This window comes from Mycobacterium kyorinense (assembly GCF_001672775.1).
Lineage (GTDB): Bacteria > Actinomycetota > Actinomycetes > Mycobacteriales > Mycobacteriaceae > Mycobacterium > Mycobacterium kyorinense_A.
Genome location: NZ_LZKJ01000200.1, coordinates 1 through 14,818 on the forward strand (window position 1 = coordinate 1; position 14,818 = coordinate 14,818).

A 14,818-nucleotide genomic window follows, 5' to 3' on the forward strand; every position below is an offset into this window, starting at 1 on the left:
GAATCTGCTGGGTGCCCTCGAAGATGTCCATGATCTTAGAGTCGCGCGCCACCCACATCGTGGTGTGGGCGACCTTGGACAAGTCGCTGGGCCGCCCGGCGATCAAGTCGTTCATCGTGCCGCGCGAGCATCCCGGCGTCACCGTGGAACGGCTGGAGAACAAGCTGGGCATCAAAGGCTCCGACACTGCGGTGATCCGATTCGACAACGCCCGCATTCCCAAGGACAACTTGCTCGGCAACCCGGAAATCGAGACGGGCAAGGGCTTTGCCGGGGTGATGGAGACCTTCGACAACACCCGCCCTGTGGTGGCGGCGATGGCCGTCGGCGTCGCTCGGGCGGCGCTGGAAGAACTGCGCAAGGTCTTGACCGAGGCCGGCGTGGAGATCTCTTATGACAAGCCGTCGCATGCCCAAAGCGCCCCGGCGGCAGAGTTTTTGCGGATGGAGGCCGACTGGGAGGCCAGCTATCTGCTGACGGTGCGCTCGGCGTGGCAGGCCGACAACAGCATTCCCAACTCCAAAGAAGCGTCGATGGCCAAAGCCAAGGCCGGCCGGGTGGGCAGTGATATCACCTGCAAAGCCGTCGAAATGGCCGGCACCACTGGCTATTCCGAGCAGACGCTGCTGGAGAAGTGGGCGCGCGACTCTAAGATCATGGACATCTTCGAGGGCACCCAGCAGATTCAGCAGTTGGTGGTGGCACGACGGTTGTTGGGCCTGTCGTCCTCGGAACTCAAGTAGGGCGCCTGAGGCAGCCGCCAGTAGAACCTCAGGCTGCTCAGCAGCCTCTCTAATCTCCCCGGCCTGGGACTAACACCTTCTCCGTCTTGATGCCGTATGTGATATCACCCGCAGAAAGCGGAAGGCACGCAACGTTATCCACAGCCCAACGACAAGCGCGCAGATGTTGTCTGCCACCCGACTTAGCATGCGGTCATGACGAACTGGATCAATACGGTTAGCCGTGACCATGTCGAACAGGGGGTGCGCGGTCGCTTCACCCAGGCCAACCACGGCAAGCCGCACATGCTGCGCAAGATGGCGCGTGGTGACTGGATCATCTTCTACTCACCGAAGACCGCCTACCCGGAGGGTGAGCCGCTTCAGGCCTTCACCGCCATCGGCCAAGTCGCCGACGATGAGCCATATCAGGCCACAATGACGCCTGACTTCCAGCCGTGGCGGCGCAACGTCGACTTCCTCGAGTGCACAGAGACGCCGATCCGGCCGCTCATCGACCAACTCGAGTTCATCGAGGACAAAGCTCGGTGGGGCTACAAGTTTCGATTCGGGGTGTTCAAGATCGACGACCACGACCTCGAAGTGATCCGCGCAGCGATGACCGGCTCATGAACTGCGCTGTAGGAGCCGGGCTTAGACCCTGGCGTCCACCGCGTCGGGCAGCACCTTCAGCAGCTTCGCATCGGCGGTAACCAACGTCAGCCGCTCTACAGTCGCTTGCGCCACCAGAATTGCGTCGAAAGGATCTTTATGCGGCAGTGCCGTCAGGTCAGACGCGAGCGTGTGGCGTCGTGTGAGGGGCAGTTCGCGCAGGCCGGACCGATTAACCGCGTTGTCGAAATCGTCGGGTAACTGGATTTTGCCGACGGCGACCTTGATGGCGAGCTCCCAAGTGCTCGCAGCGGAGACGTATACGCCCGCGCTGTCCCGTATGCGTTGCCGGGCCTGGGCCCCGGGCCGGGGACTGTGATCAAGCAGCCAGAGTATGACGTGGGTATCGAGCAGGAGCCCGCTCATTCGATGCCGAACAGCGCGTTGAGATCGCGGTCGGTGTCATCGAAATGATCGGCGTCGTAATGAAGTCGACCTGCCAGCCCGCCGAAGACGATGTCGGCGCGTGCATGCGGGACGAGGTCGGCGACTGGTTTGCCAGCGCGCGCGATGGTGATCGTCTCGCCATTCTCGACTCGAGCAAGCAGATGCGACAGGTGGGTCTTCGCATCGTGGATGTTGACGGTTGGCATTCGGCGATCATACCGGACTTAGTCTAGTCGGACTAACCTAGGTAGCTGGCTCGCTCATACCCTTCGACCAACCGAAATACCGCGCGGTCGAGCGTCGGCAGGATCTCGGTGATACCGATCTCGCCGGTGGCGAAGCGTCCCACCAGGCCGTGCACCAAAGTCGACAGGATGGTGTCGAGGTCTCGGACAAAGTCGGCATCGACGTCGCTGAGCACCGCCATCGCCGCTGGCATCACTGCATCGAAGCCCCGGCGAATCAACTTGTCACCCCCCGGTGCAGTCCGTGCACGGAAATACGCTTCGAGCATGCCGGGGTGATCCTCCCAGGGCTCGAAGATCGTGCGCAGTACCCGTATCAGACCGGCATACAGCGTCTCATCGGCGTCGTGCGTCTGCGCCGCCAAGCCTGCGTAGCGGTTCTCCTCGATCCAGCGCTCGAGCGCGGCGAGGATCAACTCGTCTCGTGTGGCGTAGCGCTTGTAGATGGTGGCCAGCGATGTCCGGGCGCGGCGTGCCACTTCCCGTAATTGCACGGCGTCGTACCCGTCGTTCTCGAGGATGTCGGCGACAACATCGAGCACCCGGTCCGGGTCAAGACCGACCTTGTCGTTCGTCGCTTCGGCACTAGTCACGTGAAAAGCCCTTGCCCTCATGGTGTAACCAGGTTACTCTACACCGGTAACGCGGTTACTGACACGCAGCGAAATGAGGACCGATGGGTGGTCTGGACGGCAAGGTCGCCTTCATCACTGGCGTCGGGCGCGGCCAGGGCCGCAGCCACGCGGTGCGCCTGGCCCGCGATGGCGCCGACATCATCGGCATCGACATCTGTGCCGACATTGACGCCAACCACTACGCGATGGCAACCCGCGAGGAACTCGACGAGACGGTTGGGCTGGTGGAAAGCGAGGGCGGCAAAATGCTGGCCACCGTCGCCGATGTGCGCGATTACCACCAGGTGAAGGCAGCACTGGATGCCGGGGTGGAGCATTTCGGTCGGCTCGACATCGTATGCGCGAACGCGGGCATCGCGCCGGTGGCGTTTCGGCAGCTGAGCATCGAGGAGGAGCTGGCACAGTGGCGAGCGGCGATCGGTGTGAACCTCGACGGCGCCTATCACACAGCGTGGGCGGCCATCCCGCATCTACTCGCCGGCCAGCGTGGCGGCGCCATCGTGTTTACCAGCTCGACAGCCGGACTGCGTGGCTTCGGTGGTCTGCAGGGCGGCGGGCTGGGCTATGCCGCCTCCAAACACGGAGTAGTGGGGTTGATGCGCACTCTGGCGAACACATTGGCGCCCTACAGCATTCGGGTCAACACGGTCCACCCCACCGCGGTACGTACGATGATGGCAGTCAATCCCGCGATGACCGCGTTCCTGGAGAGCTATCCCGAAGGCGGTGCGCATCTGCAAAATCCGATGCCGGTCGAGATGCTGGAGCCTGAAGACATCAGCGCGGCGATCGCGTACCTGGTCTCCGATGAGGCCAAATATGTCACCGGAGTGACGTTCCCCGTCGACGCCGGCTTCTGCAACAAACTATGAGCGATACGGTGTCTGGGCGGGTAGCCGGCAAGCGGGTGCTGATCACCGGAGCGGCACGCGGCATGGGCCGCAGCCACGCGGTGCGGTTGGCCGAGGAAGGCGCCGACCTCATCCTGGTCGACATCTGCAAGTCGCTGCCAGAACTCGAGTATCCGCTGGCATCGGTCGAGGACCTCGCCGAAACCGCCCGTCTGGTCGAAAAGTACGACCGCCGGGCAATCACGAAGGTCGTCGACGTACGCGATGTGGCGGCGCTGAAAGCTGCCGTCGATGACGGCGTCGCCGAATTGGGTGGGCTAGATGGCGCGGTGGCCAATGCCGGGGTGCTGACGGTCGGCACGTGGGACACGACGACCTCTGAACAATGGCGCACGGTGGTCGACATCAATCTCATCGGAACGTGGAACACCTGCGCTGCAGCGCTTCCGCATCTCGTCGACCACGGCGGCAGCATCGTCAACATCAGCTCCTCAGCGGGCCTCAAGGGCACACCGCTGCACCTGCCCTATACCGCGTCAAAGCACGGCGTTGTCGGGTTGACCCGGGCACTGGCCAATGAGCTTGCCGCGCAGAACATCCGGGTCAACACCGTGCATCCGACCGGCGTCGAGACCGGGATGCGGCCGGAGTCGCTGCAGGGGCTGTTGGGTGAACAACGGCCAGATCTGGTGCCGATCTTCCTCAACGCGCTTCCCACCGTCATGGCCGAGGCCATCGATATCAGCAATGCGGTGCTGTTCCTGCTCTCCGACGAATCGCGATACGTGACCGGTCTGGAGTTCAAAGTCGACGCCGGCGTCACCCTCAGATAGGCGGCAGTGATGGCAACACCCGATACCGGACGCACGGAGCGCGGCAGGCAGCACTTCGCTGAGGTGATGACGTTCCGGCCTGCAGACGATCCGAGCCCCGCGAACGCCAACGGCCTGATCGACTTCGTCTTCGCCGAGGTATGGTCGCGTCCCGCGTTGAGCCGACGCGACCGGCGGTTCGTCACGCTGCCCTGCGTCGCGGCGGCCGACGTGCAAGATCCGCTGGATCAGCACGTCTACGCCGCACTGAACAGTGGTGATCTGTCCATCACCGAAATACGGGAAGCAGTACTGCATTTCGCGGTATACGGCGGGTGGCCCAAGGCATCACGGTTCAACATGGCAGTCGACGCGCAGTGGGCTCGCATCCATCACGAAAGAGGACTTCCGGTGCCGCCCCCGGAACCGCTGCTGCCGCTGAGCACCCCTAGCGATCCGGAAAGCCGGCTGGCGGGCGGTGAGCGTTCATTCCGCGAGGTCAACTGCGTGCCGTACACCCCGTCACGGGACGACCCCTACTCCGGGGCTGGGATTCTCAATTTCGTGTTCGGCGAAATGTGGTTGCGCCCCGGGCTGGGCATGAAAGAGCGGCGGTTGGTGACGGTGGCGTGCGTGGCGATTCAGGACGCACCCATCCCGATCACGTCGCACGTATATGCCGCGCTGAAGAGTCGCGACGTGTCCTTCGACGAAATGGACGAAATCGCATTGCATTTCGCCGCCTACTATGGCTGGCCGAAAGCATCACATCTCGGCGAGGTGATCGCTGAGCAGAAGGCGCGCGTCCTAGCGGAGTGGCGGGCAGAAGATCCGGCTGGCGCGGTGGCACGCTAGGAACCGCCAAGCGCGTCCAGCTACGCGCGGGATTCCCGGGCACGAGGCTAGCGTCGACGTATGGAAACGTTTCAGGCGCTGATGGCGCGCCAAGACGGCGACACGATCACCACCACGGTCGAGCCCCTCCGCCCGGCAGACCTGCCGCCCGGCGAGGTGACGATCCGGGTGGCCTACTCCAGCGTCAACTTCAAAGATGCGCTGGCGCTCACTCCGGGCGGCGGCGTGGTCCGCGACTACCCCGTCGTGCCGGGCATCGACTTGACCGGTGAAGTCGTCGAGTCGCAGTCGCCGGACTTCGCGGTGGGCGACGCGGTGCTGGCGCACGGCTATCAGATCGGCACCGGCCACCACGGCGGCTACGCCGAATACGCCCGGCTGCCAGCCGATCAGGTGGTGCCGCTTGGCGCGTTGAGCCCGCGCGACGCCGCGGCGATCGGCACTGCCGGCTTCACCGCGGCGATGAGCGTGCAGGCCCTCATCGACTGGGGCGTCGCCACCGACGCCGGGCCGGTGGTCGTGACCGGCGCCAGCGGTGGCGTCGGCTCGGTCAGCGTGGACCTACTCGCGGGTGCCGGCTACCAGGTCGTGGCCTCCAGCGGCAAACCTGACGCCGTCGAACTGCTGAAAAGCTTTGGCGCCGCGGAGGTTATCGGTCGGCTGCCCGCCGACCCAGACGCCAAGCCGCGCCCGCTGGCCAAAGCACGCTGGTCCGCCGGGATCGACTGCGTGGGCGGCGCGACGCTGGCCGATGTGCTCAGCGCCGTCGACTATGGCGGCGCGGTGGCCTGCAGCGGATTGACCGGCGGACCCGCCCTGCACACCACGGTGATGCCGTTCATCCTGCGCGGTGTGGCGCTGCTGGGCATGGACTCGGTGCAGATGCCGATCGGGCCGCGCCGTGAACTGTGGCACCGGCTCGGCGATGAACTGCGGCCGCGTCATCTCGACGCGATCGTCACCGAGGTCGACGTCAAAGACGTCGTCGACGTGGTGGACCAGCTGCGGGCCGGAGCCTTCAGCGGGCGAGCGGTGGTACGTGTCGCCGGCGGGCTCTCACCATGATGCGACCCGGCGCAAGCACGGGTCCATATACCCGGCCGCCGAGGCCGTCGGGCGTAGCCGGTCGTTCATCGTCGTCGTCCCGATGTGACGTTCGAAGATCCGCCACACGTTATCGAGCCGACGCAGGCGGTCCGTCACAGCGGAGTAGACCCAGATCGCTGGCAGATCATCGGGTTCCTCGACCACCTGGCCCGTCACGATCCTTGGCCCAGCCGGCTCCGGTGCGTAACGAACCAGAAGGTTGTAGTAGCGCACGATCACACCGTCGCCGTCGCTATCGACGATCGGGTTGGTGGCGATGCGGCTAACCCCGGGGACGCTGTAGGGGTAGGTCTCTTCGAAGAAGCGCCGCGTTTCCGCCCGGCCCCGAGCCACGCCGTGGGTGTGATACGTCACGCCGTCCGGAAGGAAGGCCTCGACCATGGCATCGAGATCGCAGGCGTCGAACAGTAGGTTGACACGGTTGATGAAGTCGATCGCGTCGGCTCGATCCGCGGGATCGACGGTGCTATCGAGAGCTACGGGCGGCAAGCTCGACATCTGCCACACCTCCCAACGGTCGTGGTCGCACGGCCGGCAGCCGCCCGAACCCCAGGTTGTTCACGATTAGTTTACCTTCTGTTCACCTGGTGGCCCGCGGGGCCCCGCTGTGCAGCGGCTGTGGGTTCCCTGTGCAGCCCGGAGGGCCGGCGTGCGGGGCTACGATCACCGGGGGTTGGGCGGGTTGGACGACGTTTCGTTGACGACGGAGGTGGCATGCGCGCAGCACGGGTGACCAGGCTCGATGGACCGGACGGTATCGAAGTGGCCGAGGTCGACGAGCCGACGGGTGACGGCGTGATCGTCGAGGTGCACGCCGCCGGCGCGGCGTTTCCGGACGCGCTGCTCACCCACGGCCTCTACCAGTACCGGCCCGATCCGCCGTTCGTATTGGGAGCGGAGATCGCCGGCGTGGTCCGATCGGCGCCCGACAATGCCACCGTGCGTCCCGGCGATCGGGTGGTCGGCCTGACCATGCTCACCGGCGGAATGGCCGAGGTCGCGGTGCTCGCCCCCGACCGAGCGTTCAAGCTGCCCGACAACGTCAGCTTCGAGGCGGGCGCCGGGCTGTTGTTCAACGACCTGACCATGTACTTCGCGCTGACGGTCCGGGGCCGACTGGAGGCGGGCGAAACGGTGCTCGTGCACGGAGCAGCCGGCGGCATCGGTACCTCAACGCTGCGGCTGGCATCGGTGCTCGGCGCGTCGCGCGTCATCGCCGTGGTCAGCACGCAGGAGAAGGCTGATATTGCGACCGCTGCCGGTGCGACGGACGTGGTGCTGGCCGACGGATTCAAAGACGCGGTCAAAGAATTGACCGACGGCCGTGGCGTCGACGTGGTGGTCGATCCCGTCGGCGGCGACCGGTTCACCGACTCGCTGCGCTCGCTGGCTCCGGCAGGGCGACTGCTGGTGATCGGATTCACCGGCGGTGAAATCCCCACGGTCAAGGTGAATCGGCTGCTGCTCAACAACATTGACGTGGTTGGGGTCGGCTGGGGCGCGTGGGCCGGGAAGCACCCCAACGCGCTGCATGAGCAGTGGGCGGGGCTCGAGCGGCTGCTTACCTCGGGGAAGCTGTCTCCTCCTGAGCCGGTGGTCTACCCGCTGGAGGAAGCCGCCGCAGCGGTCGCATCGCTTGAGAACCGTACCGCCAAAGGCAAAGTCGTCCTGCGCATACGGGATTGAACCCGCACGCTGCGCCGGTGCTCAATCCCGGTGGCTCACGACGTTGACGACGTTGCCGTCCGGTGCGCGCACGAAGAAGCGACGCACTCCCCACGGCTCTGTGGTCAACGGATGCACGATCTCGTAGCCAAGCCTCTGGGCTTCGGCATAGGCACCGTCGACGTCATCGGTGTGGACGGAGATGACCGAGTCTTCGGGGGCCGATGCATCGCGCGTGACGAGTTGAACGTTGGCACCGCTGGCCGGTTCGGTGTAGCGGGCCACCCAGCCCAGGTTGAACTCTTCGGTGCTCAGGCCGAGGTAGTCGGTGTAGAAGGATTTCGCTGCGTTGATGTCGGCTACTCGTAGGTTGGCGGTGATCCGTTTGGCGCGCATCACGCCGGCATCGGCTCGCCGCGGTAGTCGCCGAAGGACCACAGGTTACCCTCGGGGTCGCAGACGGTGAATTCACGAGCGCCGTAATCGGTGTCGCCAAGGGGCCGAACGATTTCGGCTTTGCGTTGCAACACACGCTCATAGAGGCTGTCCGGATCGGCGGTAACGATGTAGCCGCCGGCGGTGCCGGGCTCGCGGCACCACTCGGCGCCCGGCTTGTGGCTGCCGAGCATGATTCCACCGCTGCCTTCCGGCCACATCAGCTGCGCGTGGGCGACCGTCTCTCCGTCGCCATACCGTGCGGCGACGACGAAGCCGAAGGTATCTACGTAGTAGTCAATGAGTTTCGGGGCGTTGTGGGCTTGCAATGTCAACCACACGGTCGGATTGGAAACAGTCATGCTCCCAGTCTGATCGGAACGAGTGGCCGCCGTATTGAATGTTTCGGAACTCCTCGGCCAGCCACCGGCGCGGCGACGTACCGGTGAACCGGCCAAACTCGCGGGTCAGGTGGGCCTGATCGCTGTACCCCGTGTCGACCGCGACAGCCGCTAAATCAACCAGCCCGCGCTGCCGCACCGACTCAGCCATCCGCGCGGTCGCGTGCTCGAAACGCATGAGCATCGCCACCGCCTTCGGCGACCGGCCGACTTCCTGGTTGAACAACGTCGTCAAATGCCGTGCACTTACGCCGACTCGGTCGGCGACCGCGCTCACCGAGGCCCGGCCGCGACTGCGCTCCAGGAGATGCCACCCGTAGGCGACTTCCGCGCGCACGGTTGCACGGTCGCGGCGCTGCCGGGCACCCACCAGGTAGTCGGCAACCACTGCGAAGGCATCCCGCCAATCCCGCGCCTCGGCCGCCCGCTCGCACAGCTCGACGGCGCGGCGGCCCAGCACGGCGGTGGCATCGAAATCGGTCACGCTCAACTCGGCGCTCGGCACCCCGAACAGCGCCCGCGCGGCCAGCGGATGCACGGCCAGCTGCACTCCGGCTTGACCCCGCCGCTGCCGGATCTGAGCGGCCTGCTCGTGTAACCCGCTCAAAAGCAGCGGGGTGGGCCGGGCGTCGCGGAGAGCCTCTGCGGTGTCGGCCGCCTCGACCCCGTCATCGAGGCTGACGATGAAAGTCAGCGTCGACGACGGCATCCCCCGATGCACCTCGGGCGGAGCGCCCAAAGAGCGATAGCCCACCATCGAGGCGACACCGGGACCGCTGCGAGGCGGCGCGGTGACGAATTCCCAGGGAGGCTCGGGCGTGTCAGCACCCACGATCCTCAGGCTAGCGAGCTGCACCGCGCCGTAGGCGATGTACGCCGGTGCCGGTTGTGCGGTTTTATCCGCGACGCGCCGCGAACCTCGTATGAGATCGCACGGTCGCGGACGGGGGCCCACCCTTGTGCCCGTGCAAAAGAGAAAGTAATCTCACTTTTAGTTTTAGCCGCGGCCGACCCGGGAGACACCGATGGAATCCTTTGTCCACCTGCGCAAAGGCAAAACACCACGCCGTCTGCACGCCGATCTGGACGGCCTCAAAGACGACGAACTCGGCCGGGGAGGCTTCACCGGCCGCACCGCCAACATGTACCGCCGCCACGACCCGACCGGCTACCGCTCCGTCGGCCCGCTGCGGCCACTCGACGTGTTGTCCAGCGAGCTCAAGCCCAGCGACGCCACCGACGCCGACGGCGGGCCGCTGCTGATGTTCTCCAACGCCGACTGCCGCATCTCGCTGTCCCGGCGCAGCGAACCGATGCCGTTCTATGTCCGCCACGTCGACGGCGACCTGCTGTGCTTCGTGCACAACGGTGACGGCGAATTGCAGACCGAATTCGGGCCGCTGCCCTACCGTCAGGGCGACTGGGTGTATCTGCCGAAGGCCACGACCTGGCGCCAGATGCCCAGCGGCGAGACCACGCTGTTGATGATCGAGGCCACCGACGAATTCCGGGTGCCACCACCGGGCGCGTTGGGCCGACACTTTCCGTTCGACCCGTCGCAGGCCAACATTCCCGAGCCAGTCGCGTTGGACGACCCGCCTCCTTCTGGGCGCGATGAGTACGAGGTCCGGCTGGTGCACGACGGTGGGCCGACGACGCTGTTCTACCAACACAATCCACTCGACGTGGAAGGTTGGCGCGGCGACAACTTCGCGTTCACCTTCAACATCGCCGACTACAACGTGGTGACCTCCGACAGCGTTCACTTGCCGCCCACGGTGCACTTGTTCATGCAGGCCACCGGGGTCTACGTGATGAACTTCTTGCCCAAGCCCGCCGAAGGAGTGCCCGGCACCGAGCGCACGCCCTGGTATCACCGCAACGTCGACTACGACGAGATCGCGTTCTTCCACGGCGGCTCCCTCTACGGCATCCCGATGCCGCCGGGCTTGATTTCCCATGCGCCCCAAGGAGTTCACCACGGCGCACCGGAGAAGGCGCGCGAACGCGCGCGGCGCAAGTTCGACGACTTCCACAGCGTCGACTGGCAGGTGATCGCCGTCGACACCCGCCGCAGACTCACCCCGTCAGCCGAAGTGCTGGCGCACGACCTAGGACAGCATTGATGACGAGCACAGCGGTCAAGCACGAATACGACCGGATCCCGTATCTGATTGCCTTCCAGAATAATTCCGGTGTTCGCGACGTCTACGGCGGGCTGGCCGAACTGGTGGTGTTGGAAAGTCATCTACTCAAGCCACGCGACAAACCGTCCGACACCGTGCTGGTGTTCATGCATCCCATCGGCGGCGGGGCCTACCTGCCGATGATGAACGCGCTGGCGCGCGCCGGCCACCATGTCATCTACTGCAACAGCCGATTCCGCGGCACCGACTCGGCGCTGCTGATGGAGAAGGTGGTTCAAGACCTCGGCGAGTGCATCAAAGACGCCAAGAATCGGCTCGGCTACGACAAGGTCGTGCTGGCGGGCTGGAGCGGCGGCGGCTCACTGTCGGTGTTCTACCAACAACAGGCCCAGCACGCGACGGTGACATCGAGTCCGTCGGGCGACGGGCCCGACCTCACTCAACTGGAGCTGCCCGCCGCCGACGGCATCATGTTGCTGGCCGCCCATATCAGCCGGCACGGCACCATGACCGAATGGCTGGACGCGTCGATTCTCGACGAGTCCGATCCCACCAAACGCGATCCAGAACTGGACCTCTACAACCCTGATAACCCCAACCAGCCGCCCTACAGCCAGGAATTCCTCGCGCGCTACCGGCAAGCCCAGATCGACCGCAACCGACGAATCACGGCCTGGGTCAAGGAGAAGCTCGCCGAGCTGAAGGCCGCGGGCCGCCCCGACGACGAGTTCGCCTTCGTCGTGCACGGCACCATGGCCGATCCGCGCTGGCTCGACCCGTCGGTCGATCCCAACGAACGCGCCCCCGGGACGTGCTATCTGGGCGACCCTCAGGTGGTGAACATGAGCCCGGTCGGGCTGGCCCGGTTCTGCACGTTGCGCAGCTGGCTATCGCAATGGAGCTACGACGACGCCAACGGCGACGGCGTGGAGTGCGGGCACGATATCGCCGTGCCGGCGTTGGTGATCGGCAATTTGGCCGATGACGCCTGTACGCCCAGCCACACTCGCCGGCTGTTCGAAGCGATCGGCCACGCCGACAAGGAAATGCACGAAATCCCCGGCGCCACCCACTATTACGCCGGCCCAGACCAGCGCGGCGCACTGCGTCAGGCCGTCGACGTCGTCAGCGACTGGCTGGTGCGCCACGACTTCGCGAGGCCGCAGTGACGCCCTCAGGCGCGCTGGATGGTGTCCGGGTGCTCGAGTTGGGCACCCTGATTGCCGGGCCGTTCGCCGGTCGGCTGCTCGGCGACATGGGCGCCGAGGTCATCAAGATCGAACCGCCCGGCGCCCCGGACCCGCTGCGCACCTGGGGACAGGCCGAACTCGACGGCCATCACTTCTTCTGGACCGTGCACGCCCGCAACAAGAAGGCCGTCACACTCGACCTGCGCCAGCCGCGGGGACGTGATCTGTTCCTCGAGCTCGTCGAAAAATCCGACATTGTCGTCGAGAACTTCCGGCCCGGCACCCTGGAGAAGTGGAACCTGGGTTACGACATACTGCGCCAACGCAACCGAGGCATCATCCTGGTGCGGGTGTCCGGTTACGGTCAAACCGGCCCCGATGCCCGTAAAGCCGGCTATGCGTCGGTGGCCGAGGCGGCCAGTGGGCTGCGGCATCTCAACGGCTTTCCCGGCGGCCCGCCGCCGCGGCTGGCGCTGTCTCTCGGTGACAGCCTGGCCGGCATGTTCGCCGCCCAGGGTGCGCTGGCCGCCCTGTACCGGCGTGGCGTCACCGGCGAGGGCCAGGTGGTCGACGTGGCGCTGACCGAATCGTGTTTGGCGATCCAGGAATCGACCATCCCCGATTATGACGTCGGCGGCGTGGTGCGCGGACCGTCGGGCACCCGCCTGGAAGGCATTGCGCCGTCGAACATCTATCGCAGTGGCGACGGCACCTGGGTGGTCATCGCAGCCAACCAGGACACCGTCTTCGCCCGGCTGTGCCAGGCGATGGGCCGGCCCGAACTGGTCACCGATGACCGGTTCGCCACCCACGGCGCCCGCGGCCGCAACCAGGACGAGCTGGACAAGATCATCGGCGACTGGGCCGCCGAACGCCAGCCCGGCGACATCATTGAAACCCTCACTGCCGCCGGCGTAATCGCCGGGCCGATCAACACGGTGGCCGAGGTGGTCGCCGACCCGCAGCTGCAGGCTCGCGGGATGATCGCCGAACACTACGACGAACGAATTGACCGGACCGTCCTCGGCCCCGGAATCATGCCGCTGTTGTCCGAATCCCCCGGCCGTGTGCGCAACGCCGGCCCCGCACGGCCCGGACAGCACAACGACGACGTCTACATCGGTCTGCTCGGCAAAACCGCCGAGGAGCTCGAAGCACTACGTAGCGAGGGGGCGCTATGACGACCCAGCACGTCACCATCCGGGAAGTCGCCTTGCGCGACGGGTTGCAGATCGAGCAGCCAATCCCCTTGTCCGCCAAACTCGAACTACTCGCGGCGATCGCCGCCACCGGAGTGCGGGAGGTCGAGGCGTGCGCGTTCGTGTCGCCGTCGAAGGTGCCGTCGATGGCCGATGCCGCCGAGGTGGCCGCCGAACTGCACCACTTCCCCGATATCGAATTCTCCGCGCTGGTCGCTAGCCCCAACGGTGCCAAACGCGCAGTGGCCGCCGGACTGCGAGCCATCGAGTACGTGGTCTCGCCCTCTGACACGTTCAGCAACGCCAACGTCGGCCGTAGCAGCGCCGAGGCCACTGCGCAGATCGCCGACATCGTGGCGATCGGCCGCGACAGCGACGTGGTCGTCGAAGTCATCATCGCCACCGCATGGGATTGCCCCTTCGAGGGACCTACCCCGGCGCAGCGGGTCGTCGACATCGCAGCCGCGGCTCGCGACCACGGCGCCGACCGGCTGTCGATCGCCGACACCATCGGCACCACCACACCCGGACGGGTGCGCTCGCTGATCGAGGCGGTGCGTCCGGTCATCGACGACCTGCCGCTGGGCGGGCATTTCCACAACACCCGCGGTGCCGGGCTGGCCAGTGCCTACGCAGCGGTCAGCGCCGGCGTCAGCAGGCTGGACTCCTCGGTGGGCGGGCTGGGCGGTTGCCCGTTTGCGCCGGGCGCCACCGGCAATATCGCCACCGAGGACCTGGTCTATCTGTTGGCCGACAGCGGCGTCGACGTCGACGTCGATCTGAACGGGGCGATCGCGGCTGCCGAGGTCGCGCGGACGGCGGTGGGCCATGACCTGCCCGGTGCGTTACTGCGGGCGGGCGACCGGAAACGAAGCTGATGCCCACCGAAGCGCGCAGCTCCAAAGGCCGCCATACCCGTCAGGCGATCGAGCAGGCGGCGCGCAAACTGTTCGCCGAGCGCGGCTTTCACGGCACCACGCTGGCCGACATCACGTCGGCCGCCGGTAAATCGCCGTCGGTGTTTTACCGCTACTTCGCCGACAAGGAAGACCTGCTGGCCGCGCTGGCGGAGTCGTTTCTGCACGACGTCGTGGCGCCCTCCGGGCTGAGTGTCTCGTTGCCCGAGTCACCCGATGACACGGCGTTCTTCACCTCGGTGGTCACCGGCTACTGGAACATGTTCAAGCAGAACATCGGCATCATGATCGCGGTGGCGCAGTTGGCCGCTACGCAGCGGCGATTCGCCGGAGTACAGAACGAATTTCGCCGCTTCGGCATGGACATCGTGGCCGCATCGGTGCGGCGCGCACAGGAGCACGGTTATTCTGCGGAGCTTGATCCGGAACATACCGCCGCGGCGATCGCGCTGCTCTTCGAAAACTTCACCACGGTGTTCGTCGGCCCCTCCGAGTTGGGCGTAGACCTCAGCGACGATGATGCAATCACCACCTTGTCGAGGATCTGGAAGAAAACCCTCTACGGCTTCTGAAGGAGA

General features: G+C 65.7%; 19 protein-coding genes. 12 read left to right on the forward strand and 7 right to left on the reverse strand.

Features of this window, described 5'->3' with window-relative positions; genetic code table 11:
• Nucleotides 1-743: acyl-CoA dehydrogenase family protein (locus tag A5707_RS21655; protein WP_269455160.1), on the forward strand; the 743-nt coding region annotated here is incomplete at its 5' end.
• 195 nt (nt 744-938) lie between these two features.
• Nucleotides 939-1,355, forward strand: a complete 417-nt coding sequence (locus A5707_RS21660) for an EVE domain-containing protein (protein ID WP_065016488.1) — start codon at nt 939-941, stop codon at nt 1,353-1,355.
• A gap of 21 nt (nt 1,356-1,376) precedes the next feature.
• Here A5707_RS21660 and A5707_RS21665 read toward each other — a convergent pair whose 3' ends face one another.
• Genes A5707_RS21665 through A5707_RS21675 form a run of 3 tightly spaced genes read right to left on the reverse strand, consistent with a single transcriptional unit; the run spans nt 1,377 to nt 2,619 of the window.
• Nucleotides 1,377-1,760, reverse strand: coding sequence for a type II toxin-antitoxin system VapC family toxin (locus tag A5707_RS21665; RefSeq protein ID WP_065016489.1), 384 nt, complete (start codon nt 1,758-1,760; stop codon nt 1,377-1,379).
• Entirely contained in the window at nt 1,757-1,987 is a 231-nt protein-coding gene (locus A5707_RS21670; RefSeq protein ID WP_065016490.1) for a type II toxin-antitoxin system Phd/YefM family antitoxin, read from the reverse strand. Before A5707_RS21670 ends, A5707_RS21665 begins: the two co-directional genes overlap by 4 nt.
• 32 nt (nt 1,988-2,019) lie before the next feature.
• The gene (locus A5707_RS21675; protein ID WP_065016491.1) at nt 2,020-2,619 is read right to left on the reverse strand and encodes a TetR family transcriptional regulator; all 600 of its coding nucleotides are present in this window, start codon (nt 2,617-2,619) and stop codon (nt 2,020-2,022) included.
• Between the two features lie 83 nt (nt 2,620-2,702).
• Between A5707_RS21675 and A5707_RS21680 the strand changes: the two genes are divergently transcribed.
• The 4 genes from A5707_RS21680 to A5707_RS21695 are packed head-to-tail and all read left to right on the forward strand — an operon-like array spanning nt 2,703 to nt 6,244.
• Entirely contained in the window at nt 2,703-3,533 is an 831-nt protein-coding gene (locus A5707_RS21680; protein WP_065016492.1) for a mycofactocin-coupled SDR family oxidoreductase, read from the forward strand.
• The gene (locus A5707_RS21685) at nt 3,530-4,345 is read left to right on the forward strand and encodes a mycofactocin-coupled SDR family oxidoreductase (protein WP_197495400.1); all 816 of its coding nucleotides are present in this window, start codon (nt 3,530-3,532) and stop codon (nt 4,343-4,345) included. The genes A5707_RS21680 and A5707_RS21685 overlap by 4 nt, the downstream gene beginning before the upstream one ends.
• Before the next feature lie 9 nt (nt 4,346-4,354).
• Complete coding sequence (locus tag A5707_RS21690) at nt 4,355-5,179, forward strand: carboxymuconolactone decarboxylase family protein (protein ID WP_065016493.1); 825 nt, start codon at nt 4,355-4,357, stop codon at nt 5,177-5,179.
• Between the two features lie 60 nt (nt 5,180-5,239).
• Entirely contained in the window at nt 5,240-6,244 is a 1,005-nt protein-coding gene (locus tag A5707_RS21695) for an acryloyl-CoA reductase (RefSeq protein ID WP_065016494.1), read from the forward strand.
• Here A5707_RS21695 and A5707_RS21700 read toward each other — a convergent pair.
• Entirely contained in the window at nt 6,236-6,784 is a 549-nt protein-coding gene (locus A5707_RS21700; protein WP_065016644.1) for a nuclear transport factor 2 family protein, read from the reverse strand. The genes A5707_RS21695 and A5707_RS21700 overlap by 9 nt on opposite strands.
• A 216-nt stretch (nt 6,785-7,000) precedes the next feature.
• Between A5707_RS21700 and A5707_RS21705 the strand changes: the two genes are divergently transcribed.
• Nucleotides 7,001-7,972, forward strand: a complete 972-nt coding sequence (locus A5707_RS21705; protein ID WP_065016495.1) for an NADPH:quinone oxidoreductase family protein — start codon at nt 7,001-7,003, stop codon at nt 7,970-7,972.
• 21 nt (nt 7,973-7,993) lie between these two features.
• Here the strand turns inward: A5707_RS21705 and A5707_RS21710 are convergent, their stop codons facing one another.
• Genes A5707_RS21710 through A5707_RS21720 form a run of 3 tightly spaced genes read right to left on the reverse strand, consistent with a single transcriptional unit; the run spans nt 7,994 to nt 9,544 of the window.
• Nucleotides 7,994-8,347: a VOC family protein gene (locus A5707_RS21710; RefSeq protein WP_065016496.1), complete on the reverse strand. Its 354-nt coding sequence runs from the start codon at nt 8,345-8,347 to the stop codon at nt 7,994-7,996.
• Nucleotides 8,347-8,748, reverse strand: a complete 402-nt coding sequence (locus A5707_RS21715; protein WP_065016497.1) for a VOC family protein — start codon at nt 8,746-8,748, stop codon at nt 8,347-8,349. The genes A5707_RS21710 and A5707_RS21715 overlap by 1 nt, the downstream gene beginning before the upstream one ends.
• Entirely contained in the window at nt 8,684-9,544 is an 861-nt protein-coding gene (locus tag A5707_RS21720) for a helix-turn-helix domain-containing protein (protein WP_065016645.1), read from the reverse strand. The genes A5707_RS21715 and A5707_RS21720 overlap by 65 nt, the downstream gene beginning before the upstream one ends.
• 268 nt (nt 9,545-9,812) lie before the next feature.
• Here A5707_RS21720 and A5707_RS21725 point away from each other — a divergent pair, with 268 nt between their 5' ends.
• The 5 genes from A5707_RS21725 to A5707_RS21745 are packed head-to-tail and all read left to right on the forward strand — an operon-like array spanning nt 9,813 to nt 14,812.
• Nucleotides 9,813-10,913, forward strand: a complete 1,101-nt coding sequence (locus A5707_RS21725; RefSeq protein ID WP_065016498.1) for a homogentisate 1,2-dioxygenase — start codon at nt 9,813-9,815, stop codon at nt 10,911-10,913.
• Nucleotides 10,913-12,103, forward strand: coding sequence for an alpha/beta hydrolase family protein (locus tag A5707_RS21730; RefSeq protein ID WP_065016499.1), 1,191 nt, complete (start codon nt 10,913-10,915; stop codon nt 12,101-12,103). Before A5707_RS21725 ends, A5707_RS21730 begins: the two co-directional genes overlap by 1 nt.
• Nucleotides 12,100-13,305, forward strand: a complete 1,206-nt coding sequence (locus A5707_RS21735; RefSeq protein WP_065016500.1) for a CaiB/BaiF CoA transferase family protein — start codon at nt 12,100-12,102, stop codon at nt 13,303-13,305. Before A5707_RS21730 ends, A5707_RS21735 begins: the two co-directional genes overlap by 4 nt.
• The gene (locus tag A5707_RS21740) at nt 13,302-14,201 is read left to right on the forward strand and encodes a hydroxymethylglutaryl-CoA lyase (RefSeq protein WP_065016501.1); all 900 of its coding nucleotides are present in this window, start codon (nt 13,302-13,304) and stop codon (nt 14,199-14,201) included. Before A5707_RS21735 ends, A5707_RS21740 begins: the two co-directional genes overlap by 4 nt.
• Nucleotides 14,201-14,812, forward strand: a complete 612-nt coding sequence (locus tag A5707_RS21745; RefSeq protein WP_065016502.1) for a TetR/AcrR family transcriptional regulator — start codon at nt 14,201-14,203, stop codon at nt 14,810-14,812. Before A5707_RS21740 ends, A5707_RS21745 begins: the two co-directional genes overlap by 1 nt.
• Nucleotides 14,813-14,818 lie beyond the last annotated feature (6 nt).